The following is a 23,684-nucleotide window of genomic DNA, read 5'->3' on the forward strand; positions in this document are numbered from 1 at the left end:
AGATTATCTTATTAGCTTTCAAGCTGAATTCAAAAGCCCTGCCGATTCGGCAGGGTTTTTTATTTATAGCGAGAATAAAAAAGCAGATGCTCTTGCCTTAGCTTTAATAAGCTTAGCAAAGAACCTCTCCTTCTTTGTTCCTTGGTTGCAGGTCGGCCTAGATCTTAGGTGATCGATCTAAACACGGATCTGCTAGAATTTATATCACTCCTTGATGAGTGGTAACGCAACGTAAGTGCGGAGTTAAAAAATGAAATTCGTTGATGAAGCGGTAGTAAAAATAGAAGCCGGTGATGGCGGTAATGGTACAGTTAGCTTTTGGCGCGAAAAATTCGTCGCTAAAGGTGGCCCTGATGGCGGCGACGGCGGTGATGGTGGTGATGTTTACATCCAAGCGGATGAGAACTTAAACACACTGATCGATTATCGTTTCCAACGTTTTTACAACGCAGAGCGTGGTGAGAACGGTCGCGGTGGTAACTGTACTGGTAAACGTGGTAAAGACATTACACTGAAAGTGCCTGTAGGTACTCGTGCAGTTGATATCCACACCAACGAAATCGTTGCTGAAGTTGCTGAACACGGCAAGAAAGTGATGGTTGGTAAAGGTGGTTGGCACGGTCTTGGTAACACGCGTTTTAAATCGTCTGTTAACCGCGCTCCTCGTCAAAAGACAATGGGTACTAAAGGCGAAGTTCGCGAACTGCGTTTAGAGCTTCTTCTATTAGCTGACGTTGGTATGCTTGGCTTACCAAACGCAGGTAAATCTACTTTTATTCGTTCAGTATCTGCTGCGAAACCAAAAGTGGCTGATTACCCGTTCACTACCTTGATCCCAAGCTTGGGTGTAGTGAGTGTTGTTCCTGAAAAGAGCTTCGTTGTTGCCGATATCCCTGGTCTAATCGAAGGTGCAGCTGATGGCGCAGGCCTTGGTATTCGTTTCCTTAAGCACCTTGAGCGCTGTCGTGTTCTTCTGCATATGATCGATATTATGCCGATCGATCAATCTGATCCTATTCAGAATGCACTGACGATCATTGATGAGCTTGAGCAATACAGTGAAAAAGTTTCACAAAAACCTCGTTGGTTAGTGTTCAACAAAGTTGACCTAATGCCAGAAGACGAAGCAGACGAAAAGATTCAAGAAATCATCGATGCTTTGGGCTGGGAAGGCGAGTACTTCAAGATCTCTGCAGTGAATAAAATCGGCACCAAAGATCTTTGCTTCAAACTAGGTGAGTTTATGGAAAACCTACCTCGTGAAGTTGTAGAAGTTGAAGAAGAAGAGAAAGTAGACTTTATGTGGGATGACTACCATAAAGATGCAATGAGCGGTAAGAATGTCGTTACTGAAGATGACGACGATTGGGATGATTGGGATGACGAAGAAGATGACGGTCATGTTATCTATGTTCGTGACTAATCCCTCTTAACTTCTCATAAATCATCGGTCGCTTTTTCCAAGTACACTGATAGTTTTATTAAACCGCAATGAAAATTGCGGTTTTTTTGTATCTAAATCATTATGTACTGTCGAATTTTAATGCAGACTTTATTTCTAGATAATTAATACCAATCGTAGTAAATAACTGGTCACCCTAGCTTGTTAAAACGCTCGATAACTGCGTTAGAGATTTTGATTGTAGAATAACTACTTATCGAAAATCTCTGCCTTGTTCTCAAGCTTTTTTCCTGCGCTATTTCTGAACACTTACTTACTGTGATTGGTATAACGCCTATGGGAAGGAAATCATGGCATCAAAGCAAAGAGCGATCTCAAGACTTGTCGCTCAATCGGGACAAATGTTATTGGCTCACGGAGCCGAGAGCACACTGGTCGGCGATATCATGCGCCGTATCGGCATTGCTTGTGGGGTGAATGAGGTTGAAGTCGCACTGTCAGCCAATGCGCTTGTTGTTACTACTGTGATGGATGATCACTGTATTACCACCACTCGAAGTTGTGCTGATCGTGGCATTAACATGCAGGTTATCACTGACATTCAACGCATTTGCATCATGATGGAGAAGGGAATTCTTGATTATGATTTGGCGTATAAAAAGATTCAAAACATCAGCCCCGAGCGCTACAACCGTTGGCTAGTGGTTGTGATGATAGGATTATCATGTGCCTCTTTTAGCCGTCTTGCGGGCGGAGATTGGCAGGTATTCATGATGACTTTTATTGCTTCAGCCTGTGGCATGATCGTCAGACAAGAAATTGGCCATCGTCATTTCAATCCTTTATTAAATTTTGCGATCACCGCATTCGTTACCACTACCATCTCTGCTCAAGCCGTACTTTACAATATTGGCGGACAGCCCACGATCGTGATGGCTTCATCGGTATTGATGTTAGTACCCGGCTTCCCTCTGATTAACTCTGTCGCTGATATGCTTAAAGGCCATATTAATATGGGGTTAGCGCGCTTTACCATGGCCAGCTTATTAACTTTGGCGACGAGCTTGGGTATTGTGGCAGCGATGAGTTTATCTGATGTTTGGGGATGGGCGAGCTAATGAGTATTTTCGAACTGTTTTTAGGTTTGCTCAATGATATGTTTTTCGCCGCGATTCCTGCGGTTGGATTCGCATTGGTGTTTAACGTCCCGCAACGCGCTTTAATTTATTGTGCACTTGGCGGCTCTATCGGCCATGGTAGCCGTTATCTGATGATGCACTTTGGTATTCCAATCGAATGGGCAACGTTCTTTGCCGCGACGGTGGTTGGCATGATAGGGGTTCATTGGTCACATAAACTGTTAGCGCATCCTAAGGTATTTACGATTGCTGCCTTGATTCCTATGGTCCCAGGCGTATTTGCCTTCAAGGCAATGATTGCTATGGTAGAGATTAACAGGGCAGGCTATACGCCTGAGTTACTGGCAATGTTGATGGAGAACTTTTTGAAATCAATGTTCATTATCGCTGGACTGGCGGTTGGCTTAGCTGTACCAGGGCTGTTATTCTACCGACGCAGACCTATCGTCTAGCATCAAATCTCTTTCAGTTAAGGACAGGACTTTCGATTTATGATCATCAGTATGATTGCAGCAATGGCCAATAACCGTGTAATAGGTAAAGACAACCAGATGCCTTGGCACTTGCCTGCGGATTTTGCATGGTTTAAACGCTCGACTATGGGGAAGCCTGTAGTCATGGGGCGTAAAACCTATGATTCGATCGGGCGTCCTTTACCTGGTCGATTAAACGTTGTGATTAGCCGTGATGCGAGCTTGGAAATTGAAGGGGTGACGACTGTTACTTCGATTGATGAAGCACTAGAGCTGGTCAACGATGTCGATGAAGTGATGATTATCGGTGGTGGTTCAATCTATGAAACTTGCCTACCTAAAGCAGACAAGTTGTATCTGACTTATATCGATTTTGATGTCGATGGAGATACACAATTTCCAGACTGGGGTGAAGGTTGGAAGCAGAGCTTTAACGAGAGCTATCAAGCTGACGAGAAAAACAAACACAACATGGAGTTTGTGATTCTAGAGCGTTAAGTCCTAATTTAAAAACACTTGCGCTGCTGCACGAGTAGCGCAAGTGTTTCGTATATCTACAACGCTTTTTGAGTAAAAAACTGTTTGTCTTCCCAGCGAAGTGCGGTTAAGTCTCCTCCCCAAACGCAGCCAGTATCAAGTCCAATCACGTCTTTTCCGTTATAGCCTTCAAGTGCAGCCCAGTGTCCAAAAACAACGGTTTTATCGAGCTTTATGCGTTGTGGAAGGTCAAACCACGGTACTAATGGTTCATCGGTAATTTCATTGGGTGGTAGCTTACATGCCATGTCGAGTCGACCGTCTTCAAAACAGAAGCGCATTCTTGTAAGGCTATTGATTGCATAGCGATAGCGCTCAATATCATGTAAATCCTGATGCCATAAATCAGGCGTGTTGCTGTACATGTTTTCGATAAGCCATTGCCATCTGTCCGACTTCAGCAAGGATACAACCTCTTGATTTTCGATACGTGCTGTTTCTATGCTCCATTGCGGCGAGATACCTGCATGGCACATCACGAATTCCGGGTGTTCTTGAAGCAAAGGTTGTTGCCTTAACCATTCGAGTAGTCGTTCACGATCTTCAGCATCAAGAATCGCTTGAGTCTTATCTTTTGGTTTCGCTGGAAATAGCCCTAAGGATACCGCCAGAAGGTGCAAGTCGTGGTTGCCTAATACAACCTTAGCTGCGTCACCAAGGCTACGAATAAAGCGTAGAGTTTCCAATGATTTTGGGCCTCGAGCAACTAGGTCTCCAGCTACCCATAAGGTATCTTGGTGTTTATCAAAGTTAATAGCTTCAAGCAGTAATTGAAGTTCGTCGAAGCACCCTTGGATGTCTCCGACAATATAATTCGACACAATAATTTCCTGTAGATACGGATGTACGGCTAATTAAGAATATTAGGGATTGCGAGTCTGAATGGGTCAACTTCAGTAATAAAATCAATGCCCTTGTTATCGGTCATCACATAGTGACCTTGCATAACGCCAACAGGGGTTTCGATGACAGTGCCACTTGTGTAGGTGTATTCGTCGTTGGCTTCAATCATGGGTTGTTGCCCAACCACACCATCACCCTCAATGGTGAGTTGCTTGCCGTTAGAGTCGGTAATTAACCAGCGGCGAGACATAAGCTGCACCGTTGTTTTACTTAGATTTTTGATGGTAATAATGTAGGCGAAGACGTAACGATTCTTCGTTGGCTCAGATTGTTCTTCTATGTACTTAGAGTGAACCTGGCATTTGATACAAGGCGTAGATATATCCATATTCGCACCTTTTGTTGTTGATATACTTAATGTAATTAAAGTATTACATAAAAAAGGCTCCTAACCGAAGTGTAGGAGCCTTTTTTATTTATTTGTCAGCGTTGTGACTATCGTACAACCAGTTTGCCATGTCGACAAACTGCTCGAGCGTTAAGTTCTCAGGACGCATGCTTGGGTTGATACCAAGCTCTTCCAGTACTTCCTTATCGATCAAGCTCTTGTAGCAGTTACGAACCGTTTTACGACGCTGGTTAAAGCCTTCACGACATACGCGATCAAGCCATTTCAGATCTTTTGCCGGGTAAGGCAGCACTTCGTATGGCTGTAGGCGAACAACTGCAGAGTCTACTTTCGGTGGCGGAACGAAGGCCGTTGGTGGCACTTCTAGCACAGGTGTCACTTTACAGTAGTACTGAGCCATCACAGTAAGACGGCCGTAAGCTTTGCTGCCTGGGCCAGCGGCTAGACGGTTAACCACTTCTTTTTGAAGCATAAAGTGCATGTCTTGCACGTCTTTATGGAATTCAAAAAGGTGGAACATCAATGGTGTAGAGATGTTGTATGGCAAGTTACCAAAAATACGTAGCTTGTTGTTTGGTTTAACCAGTTCTTGGAAGTCGAACTTCATCGCATCGCCTTCACGGATCGTTAGCTTATCAGCCAGATCCGGATGGTTACGCAGACGTTCTGCAAGGTCTCTATCCAATTCGATAACAGTAAATTTATCGACAAGCTTACCCACAGGCTCAGTAATTGCGCCTAGACCAGGACCGATCTCTACCAAGTTTTGACCAGGTAATGGGTTAATGCTCGATACGATGCCATCAATAATGTATGGATCGTTAAGGAAGTTTTGACCAAAACGTTTACGCGCTTTGTGCCCTAAGTGGACATCATTTCTCATTGCTTTTTCTCTACTAATTCAATGGCGTGCGTGAGCGCTGTTCTAAAGCTCCCTGTATCGGCTTGGCCTTTCCCTGCCAAGTCTAAGGCGGTACCGTGGTCGACTGATGTGCGAATAAACGGTAAGCCAAGCGTGATGTTCACTGAGCGACCAAACCCTTTGTATTTCAATACCGGGAGTACTTGGTCGTGATACATACCTAAAACAGCATCTGCATCTTGCAAATATTTTTCATTAAAGATGGTATCTGCTGGCAATGGGCCAACTAAATTGATGCCATCTATTTGGCGAATTTTTTCTAGCGTCGGGGTGATGGTTTCAATTTCTTCACGCCCTAAGCAACCATCTTCACCAGCATGTGGATTCAAGCCACACACGTAGATAGTTGGTTTCTCAATAGCAAATTTTTCAACCAAATCTTTATTCAGAATAGTAATAATTTGCTCTAATCTGTCTTCGGTCACTGCTTGAGATACATAAGCTAGTGGGATGTGAGTTGTTACTAGTGCAACACGCAGCCCTTCAGTTGCCAACATCATCACCACCAGTGGCGTATTGGACTTCTCTGCAAAGAACTCGGTATGGCCGCTAAAAGCAACGCCAGCTCGGTTAATTACCCCCTTGTGAACAGGGCCGGTGACAATAGCATCAAATTCATCATTCATACAGCCAATTGCTGCGGTTTCTAAAGTATTTAATACGTAATGACCGTTAGCTTCGTTGAGTTGGCCTGCAACCGCCGTTTCAGCTAGTGGAACGTGTTTCACTACCAGTGTACCAGCGCGTTGAGGTGTCTTAGCTGCACTTGCGTCATAATCCAGCAGATCGACTTCGATGCCAAGAATTTTAGCTCGCTCGGATAGCAGTGTTTTATCAGCACAAACCACGAGTTGATGAGGCCAGCTTTCTTGAGATAGAGCCAGAGTTAAATCTGGACCTATACCTGCTGGTTCACCTGCGGTTATGACAATACGTTTAGTTGCTGTCATCTTGGTCGTCCTCAACCATTTCAACAAAGGCACTTGCTCTTACTTCTTGTAGCCAGGCGCCAGCTTCTTCGTTGAATTTACGGTTAAATAGAATTTGGTAAGCTTTGTTTTTCAAAGCTGAATCGGTACGGTCTACTTCGCGACGGTCTAGTACTTCAACAATGTGCCAACCGTGTACGGTTTTGAATGGCGCACTGATCTTGCCTTCAGGTAGCGTTTCTACTTGGTGTTTGAACTCTGGTACATACAAATCTGGTGTTTGGTAGCCTAGCTCACCATCTTGTACTGCAGAACCTGGGTCTTGGCTGTATTGCTGAGCAAGGTCACCGAAGCTCGCTTCACCTGCGTTTACGCGGCGTGTGATTTCTTCAAGTTGTTCCTTGGCGCCATCGTCACTCAAGATGACAGTTGGCTTAATCAGGATATGACGAGCATTCACTTCCGTTACTGCTACGGTTTCTAAGCCTTTCACATCTTCAATTTTCAGGATGTGGAAGCCTACACCGCTGCGGAAAGGACCGATGATGCTGCCTTTGTTCTGCATTTTGATTTGGTCAGCGAAAATGGTTGGCATCTCTTCTTTACGCATCCATCCCCAATCACCACCTTGCAGTGCTTTAGGACCCTTAGAGTAAGTATACGCCATGGTGCTGAAATCTTTGCCTGAGTTAAGTTCTTCAACTAGCTCTTTAGCTTGAGCTTCTAGCTCTTCTTTGGTTTGGTCATCGTTAAAGCGCAGTTGAATGTGGCCAATTTTGTATTGAACCGTAGCATTCGTTTCTTGAGCAAGGATATCCGCTAGGTTGTCTACTTCTGCAGGAAGAATGTTGATACGACGACGAACGAGAGCGTTACGCGCTTCGCTTGCTGCGATCTCTTTTCTTACCTGTTCACGAAATGCGTTGTAGCTAAGGCCTTCTTCCGCAACCGATGCGGTAAGTTGTTCCACCGTTTGGTTGTTATCTTTGGCAATGCCTTCAATCGCTTGATCAAGTCGAGCATCATCAATTCGAACTCCAATACGCTCCGCTTCTTGAGTTTGAATAGTATCGATGATCAGTTTTTCTAGGACTTGCTCATTGAGCACGTCTTGCGATGGCAGTGTTTGACCGCTTTTCTTAGCATTTGCGCGTAGCGTCTTCATCGAAGCATCGATGTCGCTTTGTAAGATAACGCCTTCGTTAACGATAACTTTTACGCTGTCTAGCTCGACCGGTGCGGCATAACTTGTTGATAAAGTACAAGTCGCTGCGATAGCAATTAATGTGCGTTTCCACAATGTCATGTGTAATCCTTTAAATTTACTGATCTCTTATCAGCAAAGAAAATTAGTTGTTTAAGAAGAATGGGCGACCGTAGCTCAGCGAGTTGTCGGAGCTACTATCCCCAACGGCGCCAGAGTCAGAACCAATGTTGGTACCAAAGCCTACAATACCGAAGTTAACGCTGAAGTTATTTTCATATTCAGGCGTAGTATTTGGATTACTAATGTTATTTGTCAAACGGTTACTATAGGTAAAGCCGATGTACCAGCAATCCGATTTATAATTGAGTCGAGCTAACCACTCTAGATCTTCTTGTGTTGTTAAGTCATAGAAATATTGAGCGCTTGTGCTCCACTTCGGTGAAATTTGGTAGGCACCGAGTAAGCCGGCTTGAGAGATGCCATCTCTTGTTATTGATGATACGTCAAAATCTACAGTTTCATTTATGTATTCTTCTGTAACATAGCGATAGTTGGTTTGTATGTAACCACCAGCAAAGCGGTATTCAAGTGTACTATTCGCTAATTGCATCGAAGATGAGTCAATATCGTATTGCACGCCACCATGGTAGAACAGGTAGTCATCATAGTTGAAGTCCATTTCTATAGCCCAAGACGAATAATTAGTTTTGTTATCAGAGTCGTCGTTGTCTAAAGTCTGTTTTGTATCTTTATCGATATAAAAAATCTGACCAAAAGAAATATTCAAACGCTCTTTATACTCATCATCGAAGAAACGAGATGATGCACCATAACTAATTTGATTCGCAGATGCGATACGATCAACACCGCTATATTTACGGCTTCTAAATAGACCATAGTAATCGGTCTGCAGTAGTGTCGTATCGTAAAGACCAATGTCACTTTGATCTTCTTCTGGTACGTAAAGATACTGAACTTGAGGTTCGAGTGTTTGAGTGTAATTGCCCACAATTTTTGTATCACGTTCAAGAACGATACCTGCGTGGCTTCTAAACTCTGGAATAACTCGACTTACTGATTCTTCCAAGCCTTCATAATCAGAGCCTGCGCCGGTATCAACGCCATCAAGGTCTTGTTGATAGTAAGTACCAAGTAGTCGAGCTTCTGTTGTCCAAGTACCCCAAGTATTGCCTACAGGAATGGTAATGCCAGGTTCCACGTGAATACGGTTCGCAGATGGTTTACCTGCAGCGTCGGTATCAAATATTGAGACATGACTGATCATGTCGAAATCTAAATACTCCATCACTTCAGGAGCATAGTAATTGTACTCTAGCTGTGGCATTAGGCGGTAAGGTAGGTTATTGCTTGTAGTCAGAACTTGGAAATCTCGAACAAGTACCGATGCATCCCAGTTTTGGGAACGGTATGTCGCTCGGCCTTCCTGAAGTAGTTGGCCATCTTCACGGTTACCAATACCAGAACTTAGATCGGTAAAGTAATCAATATCACTGACTTTTGAATAGTCGACTTCAAACAACCACGATTGCTGGAATATCCCTGAATGCTGGAGTTGAGCACCCCAACGGTCACCTTTTTCTGAGTATTTTTTGTCATCCGGCAAATATTCAGACTCGATACTACCTGAGCCAAAATCGCTCAAGTAACGGAATTTACTGTTAAGTTGTGTACCACGCTCTTGCATGTACTTGAAGGTGGTTTCCAAGTCATAGTTTGGTGCCAAGTTCCAATAAACGGGAATTTCTGCTTCAAAACCATCACTAGAGCCATAAGATACGGTTGGATACAAGAATCCGGTTTTACGCGTGTCGCCTACTGGTACCGTTAAGTAGGGTAAGTAAAATACAGGGACGCTTTGGATTTCAAAACGCGGATTGTAGAAAGTGGCTTGTTCTTCGTCTTGGTCGACACTGATGCTTGATGCTCTTAAGCGCCAAGCATTATCTCCGATAGGGCAAGAGGTGATCGAACCATCTTCGATTTCATAAACCGCTTTACCTGTTTTTGCGATATAAACCGCATCTCCACGGCCTGGTTCACATAGAAATTCGTAATCGGTGTTTTCTAGTGTCATTTCATCAGTCGTCAGATTATTAGTTGCTCTGTCTGAGATAGATTTGATTTGACCGTCACTAAAGTTTACGTTGCCTTCAGCTACAACGATATTTTCTTGTTGGTGCAGGGTTACGTTATCGGCAAGGATGGTCTTGTTCCCTTGCGTAACTCTTACGTCACCTGAATAAATTGCCTTTTCACCGTTGATAGCTTCTAAGCGATCTGACTCAACATGAGCGGGTAGCTGTGTCTCGTTTTCTGCAGCGGGTTCGATCAAGCATTGATCTATAGAGGGCATTTCCTGCACACTACTATCGGTGATTGTTTCAGCTTGAGTTGTCGACACGTATAACGCCGTACTTATAGACGCGGCTAACAAGGTGCGGGAAAAAGATTGCATGAAGTTGAACTATCCTGTGTCACTAGATGAAGGGTTGATCTAGTATCAATCCAATTAATAAAGCATTTTCCTTATGATAAAGGAAATAATAGCATTCAGCATCATCAGACAGCATTACTCAGATAAAATTCATAGATAGAGAACACATAATGCAAATATTTGGCAAAATTTTGGGCGCGTTTTTTGGCTTTTTATTTGGAGGGCCGCTCGGTTTAGTTTTTGGTCTGTTTTTAGGACACCAATTCGATAAAGCTCGCCGATTGAACCAATCAGGCTTCAATAGCTCTGGTTTTGGTCGAGGTCCAAGCCAAGCAGAAAGACAGAACGAGTTTTTTAAATCCGCTTTTGCGGTTATGGGGCACGTTGCTAAAGCGAAAGGACAGGTAACGCCAGAAGAGATTCAACTCGCTTCCACCATGATGGAACGCATGAACCTGCATGGCGAACAACGCAAAGCGGCGCAAGATGCATTCCGTGACGGCAAAGAGAGCGACTTCCCTCTGAGCGAAGTACTTGAGCGAGTGAAAATCTCATCGGGTGGTCGTTTTGATCTTCTTCAGTTCTTCTTGGAGCTTCAAGTATCAGCTGCATTCGCTGATGGAAGCCTGCACCCGAGTGAGCGCCAAGTTCTGCATAAAATAGCGCAAGGCCTAGGGTTTTCGGCAGAGCAACTAGAGCGCCGCTTGCAGATGCAGGAAGCAGCGTTCCGTTTCCAACAGCAAGGTGGAAGCTTTGGTGGCCATCAAGGCCATGGGCAATCATCAGGTTGGCAACAGGCTTCACAACAGAACCAGCTAGGCGACGCATATAAGGTTCTTGGTGTGAGTGAAAGTGCTGACGGTAAAGAGGTGAAGAAAGCCTACCGCAAACTGATGAATGAGCACCACCCAGATAAACTGATGGCGAAAGGTTTACCGCCAGAGATGATGAATGTTGCGAAAGAGAAATCGCAAGAAATTCAAAATGCTTATGACTTGATAAAAAAAGTTAAAGGTTTTAAGTAACAGAACATAAGCCGAGCCATGACATTAAATGACTCGGTTTTTTATTAAAGGGAATTATATGACGGTAACGTATCAGGATGTTCTAGAGTTTTGGTTCGATGAATTGACGCCAAAAGACTGGTTTACTGGCGGCGAAGAAATTGATGCTTTGATTGAGGCTCGCTTTTCTGACTTACACCGATCAGCAGCTCAAGGTGAGCTATTTGAATGGCGACAAAACGCACAAGGACGATTGGCAGAGATTATCGTGCTTGATCAGTTTTCTCGCAATATTGGTAGAAACAGTCCGGCAGCTTTTTCGGTTGATCCGATGGCGTTGGCTCTAGCACAAGAGGCGGTAGCGGGTGGTTTTGATCACCAACTTAACGAGCAACAAAAAAGCTTCCTGTATATGCCTTATATGCATAGTGAGTCTTTGTTAGTCCATGAACAAGCCGTGGAGCTCTTTTCTCAAACGGGATTAGAACATAATTTGGATTTTGAGTTTAAGCACAAGGTTATCATTGAGCGTTTTGGTCGTTACCCTCATCGTAATGAAGTGCTAGGGCGAACTTCAACGTCTGAAGAAGTGGAATTCTTGCAGCAACCGGGATCAAGTTTTTAATTGTAGGGATACGGTCAATATTTGAGAAGAGGCTAGTGGTTGATAAAACCCTAGCCTCTTTTTTGTTTTGCTTTAGTTATGAAGTTTAGCGTTATAGCTAGTTAGCTTGGTTGAGCGACCAATCGTACTCATAGTTGATTTTGTTAGTACTCGGTACTGACTTAACTCGATATTGGTCTAGGTGTTGAATAAGCTGCTTTTGGTCACCAAAATCCACAGCAAACCACTCATAAATCGATGATAGCTGAAGCTTATTACCTTTAACCAACACACCTTTATCACTATTAACAAATTCAGACGCTGCTTGTTCCAGTAGAGTTTCGGTGTTGTCAGAAGTAAAGGCTTGAGGTTGGAGGTTAGGGCAACCTAAACTCGCACAATTTACCGCGTAGTGTGTGCGGGGATCTTGCCAAATAGGTCTTAAAATCCGATGCTCAATATCATTGAGTGTCAGTGATTTTCCATTGACGATGACGACATCATCTCCCCATGGGCCAAAGCTAAATAGGCCTCCGAGCTTAGTGATAGATTTAACTGGGTAGGCATCTAGAATCAAATCGACAGTCACGGCGTTGTATAGATTAACCCAATAGGCATACTGCTCCGCTTTTGAATAGTCGAGCGGATTAACCTGTTCTAGTCTCTTGATGTATTGCTTGAGTTTGGTCTTATCGGCAGTGTTCACCGCTTGGTAGCGAACTAGGGTATTTTGACCTTGTTGAACTAAGTAGTTGTCGAGGAATCGCTGCCAATCTTGATGAGATACCTGTTCTAGATTGGTTTCGTCGCTTTGATTCCAGTATGGCCAAAGATCGGATTTAGGTGCAGACCAAGCTAAGGTTGAGAAAAGTAGGCTGATAATAACGAGTAGTTGTTTCATGGCATTCTCCTGATGACTGACTACTAAGACCTTATGCTTTGCGATTTTCTTTCATGGCTATTCAGTTAAATAGCGGAACTGTTCTAAATAAAGGGCTGAGCTGAATAAACACATTAAGTTAAAGCTCAGCCAAATAAAAAAGGTTGGCATTAGGCCAACCTTTTATGTGTACACAAAACAGTGCGATTCTATTTCAAGACTTCTTATTTTAGGAAGCTAGGAATCTTAGCTTCAAACTCTGAAATCTTATCGGCGTGTTGAAGTGTTAGGCCGATGTTATCTAGGCCATTCAGTAAGCAGTGACGACGGAACTCATCAATTTCAAACGAGTACTCTTTACCGTCTGCGCTAACTTTCATTGCTTCTAGGTCAACTGTGATTTCTGCACCTTCATTCGCTTCAACGAATTGGAATAGCTCATCCACTTCTTGCTCAGTCAATCGAACTGGCACCATTTGGTTGTTGATCGAGTTACCGTAGAAAATGTCGGCAAAGCTTGGTGCGATCATTACTTGGATACCGTAATCGGCAAGTGCCCAAGGTGCGTGTTCACGAGATGAACCACAACCAAAGTTTTCACGAGCTAGAAGAATTGAAGCGCCTTGGTAGCGTTCTTCATTCATTACAAACTCAGGGTTTGGTTGTTGGCCTGCATCGTCTAGGAAGCGCCAATCGTGGAACAAGTGTTTACCAAAACCGATGCGGTTTACTTTCTGTAGAAACTGCTTTGGAATGATCGCATCAGTATCGATGTTGGCCGTATCTAGAGGAACGACTAATCCGGTGTGTTGTTGAAAACCTGACATGTTAAATCCTCTAATTAAAGTTCACGAATATCGACAAAGTGACCAGCGATAGCTGCTGCGGCTGCCATTGCTGGGCTAACTAGGTGCGTACGACCATCACGGCCTTGGCGACCTTCAAAGTTACGGTTTGATGTAGAAGCACAGCGCTCTTGTGGACCTAGACGGTCGTTGTTCATTGCAAGACACATAGAACAGCCTGGTAAGCGCCATTCAAAGCCGGCTTCGATGAAGATCTTATCTAGGCCTTCAGCTTCAGCTTGTGCTTTAACTTGCTCTGAACCCGGAACGATAAGCGCTTGAACATGTTTCGCTACTTGACGGCCTTTCGCTACCGCTGCTGCTGCACGCATGTCTTCGATACGAGAGTTAGTACAAGAACCAACGAACACTTTATCTACGTTGTAATCAGATAGAGATTTACCCGCTTCAAGGCCCATGTAAGCTAGCGCTTTTTCTGCTGATGCTTTTTCAACAGGGTCTGCGAAGCTTTCTGGTGCTGGGATTGGCGTGTCTACCGAGATAACCTGACCTGGGTTTGTGCCCCAAGTTACTTGTGGTTTGATGTCTGCCGCTTCTAGCGTAACAACCGCATCGAACTTGGCATAGGCATCGGTTTTTAGCGTATCCCAGTATTGGATTGCTGCTTCTAAGTCTTCGCCTTGTGGAGAGAACTTACGACCTTTGATGTACTCGTATGTTGTTGCATCTGGAGCAATTAGGCCTGCTTTAGCGCCAAGCTCGATAGCCATGTTACATACCGTCATACGGCCTTCCATCGTAAGGTCAGTAATCGCCTCACCACAGAATTCTACAACGTAGCCAGTACCGCCTGCAGCTGTTGTTTTACCGATGATCGCTAGCACGATATCTTTTGCCGTGATGCCCGGAGCAACCTTGCCTTTTACTTCGATCTTCATCGTTTTAGCGCGAGCTTGTTTTAGCGTTTGAGTTGCTAGAACGTGCTCAACTTCTGAAGTACCGATACCGAATGCTAATGAACCAAATGCACCGTGTGTCGCAGTGTGTGAGTCACCACATACGATGGTCATGCCTGGCAGGGTAATACCTAGCTCAGGGCCCATTACGTGCACAATACCTTGGTATTTGTGGTTTAGGTCGTAAAGCGTTACACCAAACTCTTCACAGTTTTTCGATAGCGTTTCCATTTGGATACGAGCCATCTCACCAGAAGCGTTAATGTCTTTGGTTTGGGTTGATACGTTGTGATCCATGGTCGCGAAAGTTTTGCCGACTTGGCGAACTTTACGGCCTTTTTCACGTAAGCCATCAAATGCTTGAGGTGACGTTACTTCGTGAACTAGGTGGCGATCGATATAAAGAATTGGTGTTTCGCCCTTCGCTGCAACCGCAACGTGAGCGTCATAAACTTTTTCGTATAAGGTTTTTGCTTGCTGGTTTGTCGACATAGCTTTTCTTCCTTGGGAGCATCAGTCCCAGTGTTTGTTTCGAGCCAAGTCATGCGGTTTACGCTGACTTGGCTTGATATTATTCTTATGTACTTGCTTTTAATCGGAGTATTTAGCTTATGAAGCTAAGATGTACTCAGCGATCTTGTCACCCATTTCAGAGGTAGTCAGTGCTTGGTTGTTACCTGCAAGGTCTGCTGTTAGCTCGCCTGCTGAAAGCGCTTTAGATACCGCTGCTTCGATGTCTTGTGCTGCCGCTTCTTCGCCTAGGCTGTAACGAAGCATTAGTGCTGCAGAAAGGATTTGCGCTACTGGGTTTGCGATGTTCTTACCTGCGATATCTGGTGCGCTGCCGCCTGCTGGCTCGTATAGGCCGAAGTTGCTTTCGTTCAAGCTAGCAGAAGGAAGCATACCCATAGAGCCTGTGATCATTGCGCACTCATCAGAGATGATGTCGCCGAAGATGTTTGAACACAGCATTACGTCAAACTGAGAAGGATCTTTGATTAGCTGCATGGTCGCGTTGTCGATGTACATGTGGTTTAGCGTGACATCTGGGTAATCTTTTGCAATCTCTTCGACAACTTCGCGCCATAAGATAGAGCTCTGTAGAACGTTCGCTTTATCGATTGAGTAAACGTTTTTGTTACGTAGGCGTGCCGATTCAAACGCAATCTTTGCAATACGTTCAATTTCGTAGCGGTGGTAAACCTCAGTATCAAATGCTTTTTCAGTTGCGCCTTCGCCTTCACGACCTTTAGGTTGGCCGAAGTAGATGCCGCCTGTTAGCTCACGTACAACCACGATGTCGAAACCGTTACCTGAGATGTCAGCACGTAAAGGAGAGAAAGACTCTAGACCTTTATGGATTTGTGCTGGGCGTAGGTTACAGAACAGTTGGAAGTGTTTACGTAGAGGAAGTAGGGCACCACGCTCTGGTTGATCGTTTGGTGGAAGGTGTTCCCATTTAGGACCGCCAACCGAGCCAAAAAGTACTGCGTCAGATTCTTCACAGCCAGCTACTGTTGCTTCTGGAAGTGGACAGCCGTGGTTATCAATCGCAATACCACCAACATCATACTCTTCGCGAGAAAAGCTAATCGCGTGCTTCTTTTCGATCGCGTCTAGCACTTTATGTGCTTGTTGCATTACTTCTGGGCCAATGCCATCACCAGGTAGTACGGCAATTTTGTATGATTTATCAGTCATGTTAATCCTTTAATTCTTTGTTACTGAGCTATTTGGCTCGTTTTAAATTTTGTCCCTAAAGCCAATAACATCGGCTCTAGGGCTCTGTTATTGGGTATTTAAACTGTCGCGATTTTTTGCTGTTTCATTTCAGCAATGGTGTCTGCGCGTTGAATGCTATTGATAACATGCAGTAGCGCCTGACCAGAAGCTTCAACGATATCGGTTGATACGCCTGTACCGTGGTACTTGCGGCCTTTATAGTTAGCAATAATATCAGCTTGGCCTAGGCCATCTTCGCCTTCACCTTTCGCGGTAAGGTCGAATTTATCCAATGCAATTTCGTACCCCGTTAAGCGGTAAATACATTGGTATAGCGCATCAACAGGGCCGTTACCGACAGCCGCTTCGCATTTCTCTTCATCACCACATTGAAGCTTGATGCTGGTGGTAGACATAACACTACCAGATTGTACGCTTAGGTAGTTAAGTTTATAGAAGTCATCTTCGTCGCGTAGATTTGCGAAGTGCATTAGTGCTTCTAGGTCGTAATCGAATACTTGGCCTTTACGGTCAGCAAGCTTCAAGAAGTCTTCGTACAATGAATCTAGGTTGTACTCATTGTCTTTGTAGCCCATTGCATCCATGTGGCTTTTAACGGCTGCACGACCACTGCGGCTTGTTAAGTTCAATGCTTTGTTCTTCAAGCCAATAGACTCAGGCGTCATGATCTCGTAAGTGTTCTTGTTCTTAAGCATGCCGTCTTGGTGGATACCTGAAGAGTGGCTGAATGCGTTAGCACCAACGATTGCTTTGTTGTCTTGAATTGGCATGTGGCAAAGCTGGCTAACCAACTTACTGGTACGGTGAATCTCTTTATGATCCAAGCCTGTGTGAACACCCAAAAGCTCTTGACGAGTTTTGATGATCATTGCGATTTCTTCTAAAGAACAGTTACCCGCACGCTCACCAATACCATTGATTGTGCCTTCAATTTGACGAGCACCTGCTTGAACGGCAGCAATTGAGTTAGCAACCGACATGCCTAAGTCATCGTGACAGTGAACAGAGATGATCGCTTGATCGATGTTTGGTACGCGATCAAATAGCGTTTGGATAATGCCACCAAACTCATTCGGTACTGTGTAGCCTACGGTGTCTGGAATGTTGATGGTTTTTGCGCCAGCGTTAATTGCTGCTTCAACCATACGACATAGGTTGTCGATAGGTGTACGACCGGCATCTTCACAAGAGAATTCAACATCATCGGTATAGTTACGCGCATGCTTTACCGCTTTCACTGCCATCTCGACAACATCGTCGTAGCTGCGGCGTAATTTGTCTTGTACGTGAACCGTCGATGTAGAAATAAAGGTATGAATACGGAACTGTTCAGCCACTTTTAGTGCTTCGGCTGCGGCATCAATATCTTTCGCTACTGCACGAGAAAGCGCACATATACGGCTATCTTTAATATTCTTTGCGATGGTTTGTACTGATTCAAAATCGCCTGGTGATGACACAGGAAAACCCGCTTCAATAACATCTACACCCAGTCGTTCAAGTGCATAAGCGATCTGTAATTTCTCTTTTACCGTTAAGCTTGCAGCCAACGCTTGCTCGCCATCACGTAAGGTCGTGTCAAAAATTATCACTTGATCGTTCATGGGTGCTTCCTTATATCGATAATGAATCGATTGCTATCCAAATTATTATTAAGAATGATGTTCTTTTAAAAGTGCCAGTTACAAAAAAACCCGCTCAGCGCGGGTTTTAATATTTGTGTAGTTCTTGACCCACAACTTACCCGCGCGATTGGTTCACGATAAGGAGAAGTTTCAGCAGTCGAGAAGAAGAAAAAATCATTACACAAATATCCGTAAATAAACTGTTAACACCATATTTACCGCAATTTATTCTGAGCGTCAAACAAGAAAATCCAATATCAGCGTGCTTTGGCGGTGTTTTGGTTTGGTTTGTGCTGCTTGTGTGTTGTTTGTTGGTGTTATCGGCTGATTGAGTGTTTTGTATTGGGCGGTTAGTTTATCGTTTGGCTTATGTGTAGGTTAAAACTTTGTAGTAAATCTTTTTGATGGAACGATTCACCAAAAAAATCACAAGCGTGACCAAATTAATTAATCACTTGATTAAATAATGAGTAATTAATCTTCTACTGTTACGCCTGTTTATCTCTATAATTAATCAGATGATTAATTATAGAGATGGATTTTTTCCATGACGGCACGAAAAGCGGGGCGACCTCAAAAGAACTTAGATGTTCGACAGTTATTAATTGAGCATGCTCGTGATCTGTTTGTCGTTCTGCCATACGACAAGGTCTCGACACGCCTGATTGCTGAGCGTGCGGGTGTCAATATTGCGATGATCCGTTATTACTTTGGCAGTAAGGCCGGGCTGTTTGAAGCCATGCTGCGTGAAACGCTACGACCGATGCAATTGCAGATGCAAAGGTTGGTTGAAGAAGGTAGTCATGAGAGCTTTCTTGATCTAATGCGGACTTACTACAAAGAGATGGTCAAGGTACCTAAGTTTCCTCGCTTGCTGGCCCAAGTGATGAATATGCCTCCCTCTGAAGTGCAAAGAGAATTGCTCGAAAAGGTTTTTCACGATGTCGCTAAGCCAGCTCAGGATGTCATTTTTGAAAAACTGGTTGAACAAGGCGTTTTAAGAAAAGAGATGGATCCCAAACTCTGCCGCGTGTCGTATATAAGCTTGATGGTGTTCCCGTTCATTGCGCCCCCACCTTTGCTTGCTATTCATGGTATTGAGATTAATGAAGAATTTCTTAACCGCTTAATCGAACACAACATTAAATTGATGACAGAAGGCTTTATAAATACGCCTAGCCCTTCTTCTGTGCAGGACCAAAGATAATGAAAATAAATAAAAAACTACTCTTCTTTCCAGCACTTGCGGTTGGTGTGATTGGCCTTGTCGCCGCGATTAACTTGAAGCCGGATCTTCCAACCAAACCTGCGGGTGATAGAGCCCGCTTAGTTGATACAGTAAGCCTAGAGCAACAACTGATAGCGCCGTTAGCGGTTGGCTTTGGCAAGGTGGTGCCGAAAGTCGAATGGAAAGCAATTGCCGAGGTAACAGGGCAGATTGTCTATCGACATCCAGATCTTGAAAAAGGGCAGGTGATCCCTGCAGGAACGGTCGTACTCAAAGTTGATCCATTGGATTACGAATTGAAACTGATACAAGCAGAGGCGGATCTAAAATCAAGCCAAACCTCATTAGCGAAATTGAATCAAGAAGAAGACAACCTTAATCAGACTCTTAAGATCGAAAAGAATCGCTTAGTGATCAGTAATAAAGAGTTACAACGTAAACAGGATTTGCGTAAGAAAGGGCTGACTTCGCAGTCTGATGTCGATCTACAAAAACAAAGTGCGCTATCTCAACAGAAGTTGGTATTAGATATCGCGAACCAAATCGCATTAATGCCAGACGAAAAACGTGTTGCGCAAGCGGTGATTAAGGTCAATGTATCTAAAGTCAAAGAGGCGCAACGCTCTCTCGATAAGACTACCGTCACTTTACCAAGAGCGATGCGAATTGCTCAAGTTGATATCGAGCAAAATCAAGTAGTTAACCTTCAACAAGAGATGTTTATTGCTCACGGGATTGATGTCATGGAAGTGGAGGCGCAACTTTCTATTCACGATATACAAACTTTAGCCTCCAGTTTTAAGCAGTTCCCTCGCGATACCGCAGGAATTCCTAATCCTTATGAAGCGCCAATCAAAGCAAGCATCCAACTTAACAGCGGTAACCTGAATCTTAGCTGGCCTGCGAAGGTAGCAAGAATCAGCGAAACGGTTGATGAAAACCAAGCGACGGCGGGGATTATTCTCGAGATCGCTCAAGACTATTCACAACTGCAGCCAGACAGCGCAACGCCGTTGGTTAATGGTATGTTTGTAAAAGCCGAGATTGAAGGTGTAGCGAATCTGAGTTGGGTTCTGCCGGAGCGAGCACTGCATGGTGATAAGGTTTACTTGATGGACGACAATCAACGCTTGCAAGTGGTGAATGTTGAAGTGCTTTACCGTAGAGACAATCAAGTGGTTGTGAGTGGTGAGCTACAAACCGGAGACAAGTTGGTTCTAAATGATGTCCTGCCAGCTATCGAGGGCATGTTATTGAAAGAGTCGAACTCTGAAGAGGATGAGCTTGAATCGGATACTCAGGAGAGTGCGTCATGATCAAGTTCTTCTCTAGGCACCCAACAGCAGCCAACTTGTTGATGCTTGGATTGTTGATCATGGGTATAAGCTCATTATCAACAATCAAGCGTGAAACCTTCCCCGCTTATGATCCGCCTTACATTATGGCAGCCATCGTTTATCCCGGCGCTTCTCCACAAGAAGTGGAAGAGAGCCTATGTGTGCGAATGGAAGATGCAGTAGACGGCTTAGCCAACATTGAAGAAACTCAGTGTGAGGCGATCGAAGGTAGCGCACGTCTAATTCTGAAGTTAAATGAGAAAGCGGATATTGGCCGAATGCTGGTGGACGTGCAAACCCAGATCAACTCGATCAATGACTTCCCAACCGAGATTGAATCACCTGTTGTTCAAGAGCTAGATTGGAATGAACCAGTTGTTGATATCGCCATCACAGCCGAAACGTCGTGGCCGGAACTTAAGGCCTACGCGGAAGATCTTAAGCGCACTATGAAGCTCGATTACGGTGTATCTTTGGTCGAGGTCAGCGGCTTCTCAGATCATCAATATCGTGTTGAGTTGGATACCCAAGCGATTCGCCAGCTGGGTTTGAGCGTCGGTGATATTGCAGATCAAATTGGTCGTCAGAATGTGAAGCTTCCGAGTGGTAACGTTGAAACACCTGATAAAAACTTCCTGATTCGTTTTGACGAGAGACGAATCACACCGGTTGAACTTGAAAGTATCGTGGTTGGTTCTGCGCCTAATGGCTCGGTGATCCGTTTGAGAGACATAGCCAAAATAACCGACCGCTTTGAGCTGGATGAACAGAAGGTGTTATTTGATGGCAAGCCTTCGGCGCTGCTTAAGATCAGTAAGAACAAAGAAGACGATGCGCTGCGAATCAAAGAGAACGTAACACGATTCGTTGAAGATCAAAGCGCGATTGCTCCTGACGGTGTGACACTACAAATGACCAACGATCTCTCCTCTGTGCTGTGGGATCGTTTAACCATGATGGCGCGTAATGGCTGGCAAGGTATTGTGCTGGTGTTCGCCACCATGTGGCTGTTCTTCAGCTTACGTTATTCATTTTGGGTAGCGGCGGGGTTGCCGGTAGCCTTCCTTGGTGGTTTGTTTTTGATGGCCAATCTTGGTTTATCGATTAACATTATGTCGCTGGTCGGACTGTTGATGGCGATTGGTATCATGATGGATGACGCCATCGTGATTGCCGAATCGATAGCGTCCCATTTAGATCGGGGGCAAAACGTTGATGATGCGGTGTACAACGGCGTTAAGAAAGTGTTTCCCGGAGTGTTGTCTTCTTTCTTAACCACGGTGTGTATTTTCGGTAGCTTACTGTTCCTAGATGGCGAGATGGGCGCGGTGCTTAAGGCCGTTCCTCAAGTCTTGATTTTGGTGCTGTCGTTGAGCTTGATTGAAGCCTTCCTGATCCTACCTAATCACCTATCTCATTCATTACACAAAGAAAAGAATGACAAGCCAGCGCTGCGTTTTAAGGTTGTGTTGCTTGAGAAGTTTGAGAACTTCCGTAATACCACTTTGATGAACATGGTTGAGAAAGTCGTGACGTTCCGCTACGCCTTTATGGGCGGAGTGATTACGCTATTGTTGCTTTCAGTAGCCTTGATTGCTGGCGGGGTTGTTAAGTTTCAACCTTTCCCTGAGCTGGATGGTGATATTGCCGAAGCGCGTATCATTCTTCCACCGGGCGCATCACTGTCTCAAACCGAAAAAGTGGTCGATAAAATTGTCGCGTCGGCTGAGCGTTTGAACAAGCAATGGAGCGAAGAGGTTGAAGAAGGCAATACACTGGTCGAGCACATAACTAGCCAATTCAATGCTAACGCCGATGCCAATGAATCAGGCCCGCACTTAGCCACAGTGCGTTTAGATCTGCGTGGAGCAGAGAGCCGTAACACGGTTATCGATGATTTCATTGATGCATGGCGAGAGGATATCGGTGACTTGGCGGATCCTATCTCGTTAGTTTTCAAGCAACCGACCATGGGGCCGGGCGGTCGTGCGATTGAGATTAGAGCTAAGCATGATGACCTAAGTGCATTGAAATCCGCTTCTTTGGATATTCAGGAGTACCTTAATCAGTTCGATGGCGTGCACGGCGTGCTTGACGACATGCGTATGGGTAAAGAAGAGATCTTGGTGAAGCTGCGTCCGGGAGCTGAAACCTACAATGTGAATGGGCAGATGATTGCTTCCCAATTGCGCGCGGCTTTCTTTGGTCAGACAGCGGATGAGATTCAAATCGGTGTTGAGAATATCTCGATTGAAGTGCGTCTTGATAAAGAGCAAGCGGGCGACATACAGCAGCTGGCCAACTTCCCGATCATCACCGCAGATGGCAGTCAGATCCCGCTAGCAACGTTGGCGACGTTAGATTTCCAACGTAATTACGTGCGAATTCAGCGTATTGATGGGCTGAGAACCATCAGTATCTTTGGTGATATTGATAACAAGAAAGCGAGTTCATCCGCGATCTTGGCTCAGTTCCAAAAAGATGAAGCCGCCAAACTTATTCAGAAGTACCCGGGTTTACGCTTTGATTTCGAAGGAGAGGCCAAAGATGCGGCTAAGACTGGAGCCTCTATGGGCAAAGGCTTCTTACTCGGCTTATTTGGCGTGTTTGCGATTCTTAGCTATCAATTCCGAAGCTACTTAGAGCCTGTGGTCGTGATGTTGGCGATTCCACTCGCTTTTATTGGGGTGGTCGTTGGACACTGGATACTTGGGCACTCTTTGAGTATGCCAAGCATGATGGGCTTTGTTTCGCTCGCAGGGATTGTGGTTAACGACTCTATCTTGCTGGTGCAATACATTCGTCACCATGTCGATGAGGGAGATAGCGTGCATGACTCGGTGGTGAAAGCCAGTCGCGAGCGTTTCCGAGCGGTATTCTTGACCTCAATGACAACCGCCGCTGGTTTGCTACCGCTGTTAACGGAAACCAGCTTACAGGCTCAGGTTATTCAGCCTCTGGTTATTTCGATTGTGTTCGGCATATTTGCCTCGACCTTACTGGTGTTGTTTATGATCCCAGCGGCTTACGCAATATTGGCGGACTTTGGTTTAGTGAAAAAGCACGAGTCTCTCTCGCTATAGACATTGGAAGAAAATAAACAATAAAGCGGCCTAGTGCCGCTTTATCTTTATAGGATGTTTTTTCATATCCTTGGCCCGAGCGGCTGTACTGCGCATCCCAAG

General features: G+C 44.7%; 20 protein-coding genes. 9 read left to right on the plus strand and 11 right to left on the minus strand.

What is annotated here, in order from left to right; genetic code table 11:
* Positions 1-250: 250 nt before the first annotated feature.
* From cgtA to folA, 4 genes are all read left to right on the plus strand, one after another.
* A complete protein-coding gene (gene cgtA, locus OC193_RS01920; protein ID WP_017061377.1) occupies positions 251-1,423 on the plus strand; it encodes an Obg family GTPase CgtA in 1,173 nt (390 codons plus the stop codon).
* Between the two features lie 329 nt (positions 1,424-1,752).
* On the plus strand, positions 1,753-2,520 hold the full coding sequence (locus OC193_RS01925) for a threonine/serine exporter family protein (RefSeq protein ID WP_048657975.1): 768 nt from the start codon (positions 1,753-1,755) through the stop codon (positions 2,518-2,520).
* Positions 2,520-2,993, plus strand: coding sequence for a threonine/serine exporter family protein (locus OC193_RS01930; RefSeq protein WP_048662741.1), 474 nt, complete (start codon positions 2,520-2,522; stop codon positions 2,991-2,993). Before OC193_RS01925 ends, OC193_RS01930 begins: the two co-directional genes overlap by 1 nt.
* A gap of 39 nt (positions 2,994-3,032) precedes the next feature.
* Entirely contained in the window at positions 3,033-3,512 is a 480-nt protein-coding gene (folA, locus tag OC193_RS01935; RefSeq protein WP_048662742.1) for a type 3 dihydrofolate reductase, read from the plus strand.
* Positions 3,513-3,568: 56 nt separating this feature from the next.
* Here folA and OC193_RS01940 read toward each other — a convergent pair whose 3' ends face one another.
* The 6 genes from OC193_RS01940 to lptD form a co-directional block, all read right to left on the minus strand.
* Positions 3,569-4,372, minus strand: coding sequence for a symmetrical bis(5'-nucleosyl)-tetraphosphatase (locus OC193_RS01940; RefSeq protein ID WP_048657978.1), 804 nt, complete (start codon positions 4,370-4,372; stop codon positions 3,569-3,571).
* A 29-nt stretch (positions 4,373-4,401) separates the two neighbouring features.
* Positions 4,402-4,782, minus strand: coding sequence for a Co2+/Mg2+ efflux protein ApaG (apaG, locus tag OC193_RS01945; protein ID WP_048662743.1), 381 nt, complete (start codon positions 4,780-4,782; stop codon positions 4,402-4,404).
* A gap of 88 nt (positions 4,783-4,870) precedes the next feature.
* Positions 4,871-5,686, minus strand: a complete 816-nt coding sequence (gene rsmA, locus OC193_RS01950) for a 16S rRNA (adenine(1518)-N(6)/adenine(1519)-N(6))-dimethyltransferase RsmA (protein WP_017062942.1) — start codon at positions 5,684-5,686, stop codon at positions 4,871-4,873.
* A complete protein-coding gene (gene pdxA, locus OC193_RS01955) occupies positions 5,683-6,675 on the minus strand; it encodes a 4-hydroxythreonine-4-phosphate dehydrogenase PdxA (RefSeq protein ID WP_048662744.1) in 993 nt (330 codons plus the stop codon). The genes rsmA and pdxA overlap by 4 nt, the downstream gene beginning before the upstream one ends.
* On the minus strand, positions 6,662-7,960 hold the full coding sequence (gene surA, locus OC193_RS01960) for a peptidylprolyl isomerase SurA (RefSeq protein WP_048657980.1): 1,299 nt from the start codon (positions 7,958-7,960) through the stop codon (positions 6,662-6,664). Before surA ends, pdxA begins: the two co-directional genes overlap by 14 nt.
* 43 nt (positions 7,961-8,003) lie before the next feature.
* Positions 8,004-10,337, minus strand: a complete 2,334-nt coding sequence (gene lptD / locus OC193_RS01965) for an LPS assembly protein LptD (RefSeq protein WP_048662745.1) — start codon at positions 10,335-10,337, stop codon at positions 8,004-8,006.
* A 149-nt stretch (positions 10,338-10,486) separates the two neighbouring features.
* On the opposite strand from lptD, the gene djlA reads away from it, so the two are divergent.
* Together djlA and OC193_RS01975 are read left to right on the plus strand one after the other, a co-directional pair.
* Positions 10,487-11,341, plus strand: a complete 855-nt coding sequence (djlA, locus tag OC193_RS01970; RefSeq protein ID WP_019826912.1) for a co-chaperone DjlA — start codon at positions 10,487-10,489, stop codon at positions 11,339-11,341.
* 58 nt (positions 11,342-11,399) lie between these two features.
* Positions 11,400-11,945, plus strand: coding sequence for a DUF924 family protein (locus OC193_RS01975; protein ID WP_019826910.1), 546 nt, complete (start codon positions 11,400-11,402; stop codon positions 11,943-11,945).
* 97 nt (positions 11,946-12,042) lie between these two features.
* On the opposite strand, the gene OC193_RS01980 is transcribed toward OC193_RS01975, so the two are convergent.
* From OC193_RS01980 to leuA, 5 genes are all read right to left on the minus strand, one after another.
* Positions 12,043-12,825: a DUF547 domain-containing protein gene (locus OC193_RS01980; protein WP_048662746.1), complete on the minus strand. Its 783-nt coding sequence runs from the start codon at positions 12,823-12,825 to the stop codon at positions 12,043-12,045.
* Positions 12,826-13,028: 203 nt separating this feature from the next.
* Complete coding sequence (gene leuD, locus OC193_RS01985; RefSeq protein ID WP_048657985.1) at positions 13,029-13,631, minus strand: 3-isopropylmalate dehydratase small subunit; 603 nt, start codon at positions 13,629-13,631, stop codon at positions 13,029-13,031.
* Positions 13,632-13,645: 14 nt separating this feature from the next.
* Complete coding sequence (gene leuC, locus OC193_RS01990) at positions 13,646-15,058, minus strand: 3-isopropylmalate dehydratase large subunit (RefSeq protein WP_048662747.1); 1,413 nt, start codon at positions 15,056-15,058, stop codon at positions 13,646-13,648.
* 117 nt (positions 15,059-15,175) lie between these two features.
* Positions 15,176-16,267 (minus strand): 3-isopropylmalate dehydrogenase, encoded by a 1,092-nt coding sequence (gene leuB / locus OC193_RS01995; RefSeq protein WP_048662748.1) that lies wholly within the window; start codon positions 16,265-16,267, stop codon positions 15,176-15,178.
* Positions 16,268-16,365: 98 nt separating this feature from the next.
* The gene (leuA, locus tag OC193_RS02000) at positions 16,366-17,913 is read right to left on the minus strand and encodes a 2-isopropylmalate synthase (protein ID WP_048657988.1); all 1,548 of its coding nucleotides are present in this window, start codon (positions 17,911-17,913) and stop codon (positions 16,366-16,368) included.
* 568 nt (positions 17,914-18,481) lie between these two features.
* Here leuA and OC193_RS02005 point away from each other — a divergent pair.
* From OC193_RS02005 to OC193_RS02015, 3 genes are read left to right on the plus strand one after another with little or no spacing between them, the layout of a single operon-like run.
* Positions 18,482-19,141, plus strand: coding sequence for a TetR/AcrR family transcriptional regulator (locus OC193_RS02005; RefSeq protein WP_048657989.1), 660 nt, complete (start codon positions 18,482-18,484; stop codon positions 19,139-19,141).
* Positions 19,141-20,478, plus strand: coding sequence for an efflux RND transporter periplasmic adaptor subunit (locus tag OC193_RS02010; RefSeq protein ID WP_048662749.1), 1,338 nt, complete (start codon positions 19,141-19,143; stop codon positions 20,476-20,478). The genes OC193_RS02005 and OC193_RS02010 overlap by 1 nt, the downstream gene beginning before the upstream one ends.
* Positions 20,475-23,582 carry an efflux RND transporter permease subunit gene (locus tag OC193_RS02015; RefSeq protein WP_048662750.1) on the plus strand — a complete coding sequence of 1,036 codons (3,108 nt, stop codon included), beginning with the start codon at positions 20,475-20,477 and terminating at the stop codon, positions 23,580-23,582. Before OC193_RS02010 ends, OC193_RS02015 begins: the two co-directional genes overlap by 4 nt.
* The last annotated feature ends 102 nt before the right edge of the window (positions 23,583-23,684 follow it).

The sequence above is a fragment of the Vibrio crassostreae genome, from assembly GCF_024347415.1.
Classification (GTDB): Bacteria; Pseudomonadota; Gammaproteobacteria; order Enterobacterales; family Vibrionaceae; genus Vibrio; species Vibrio crassostreae.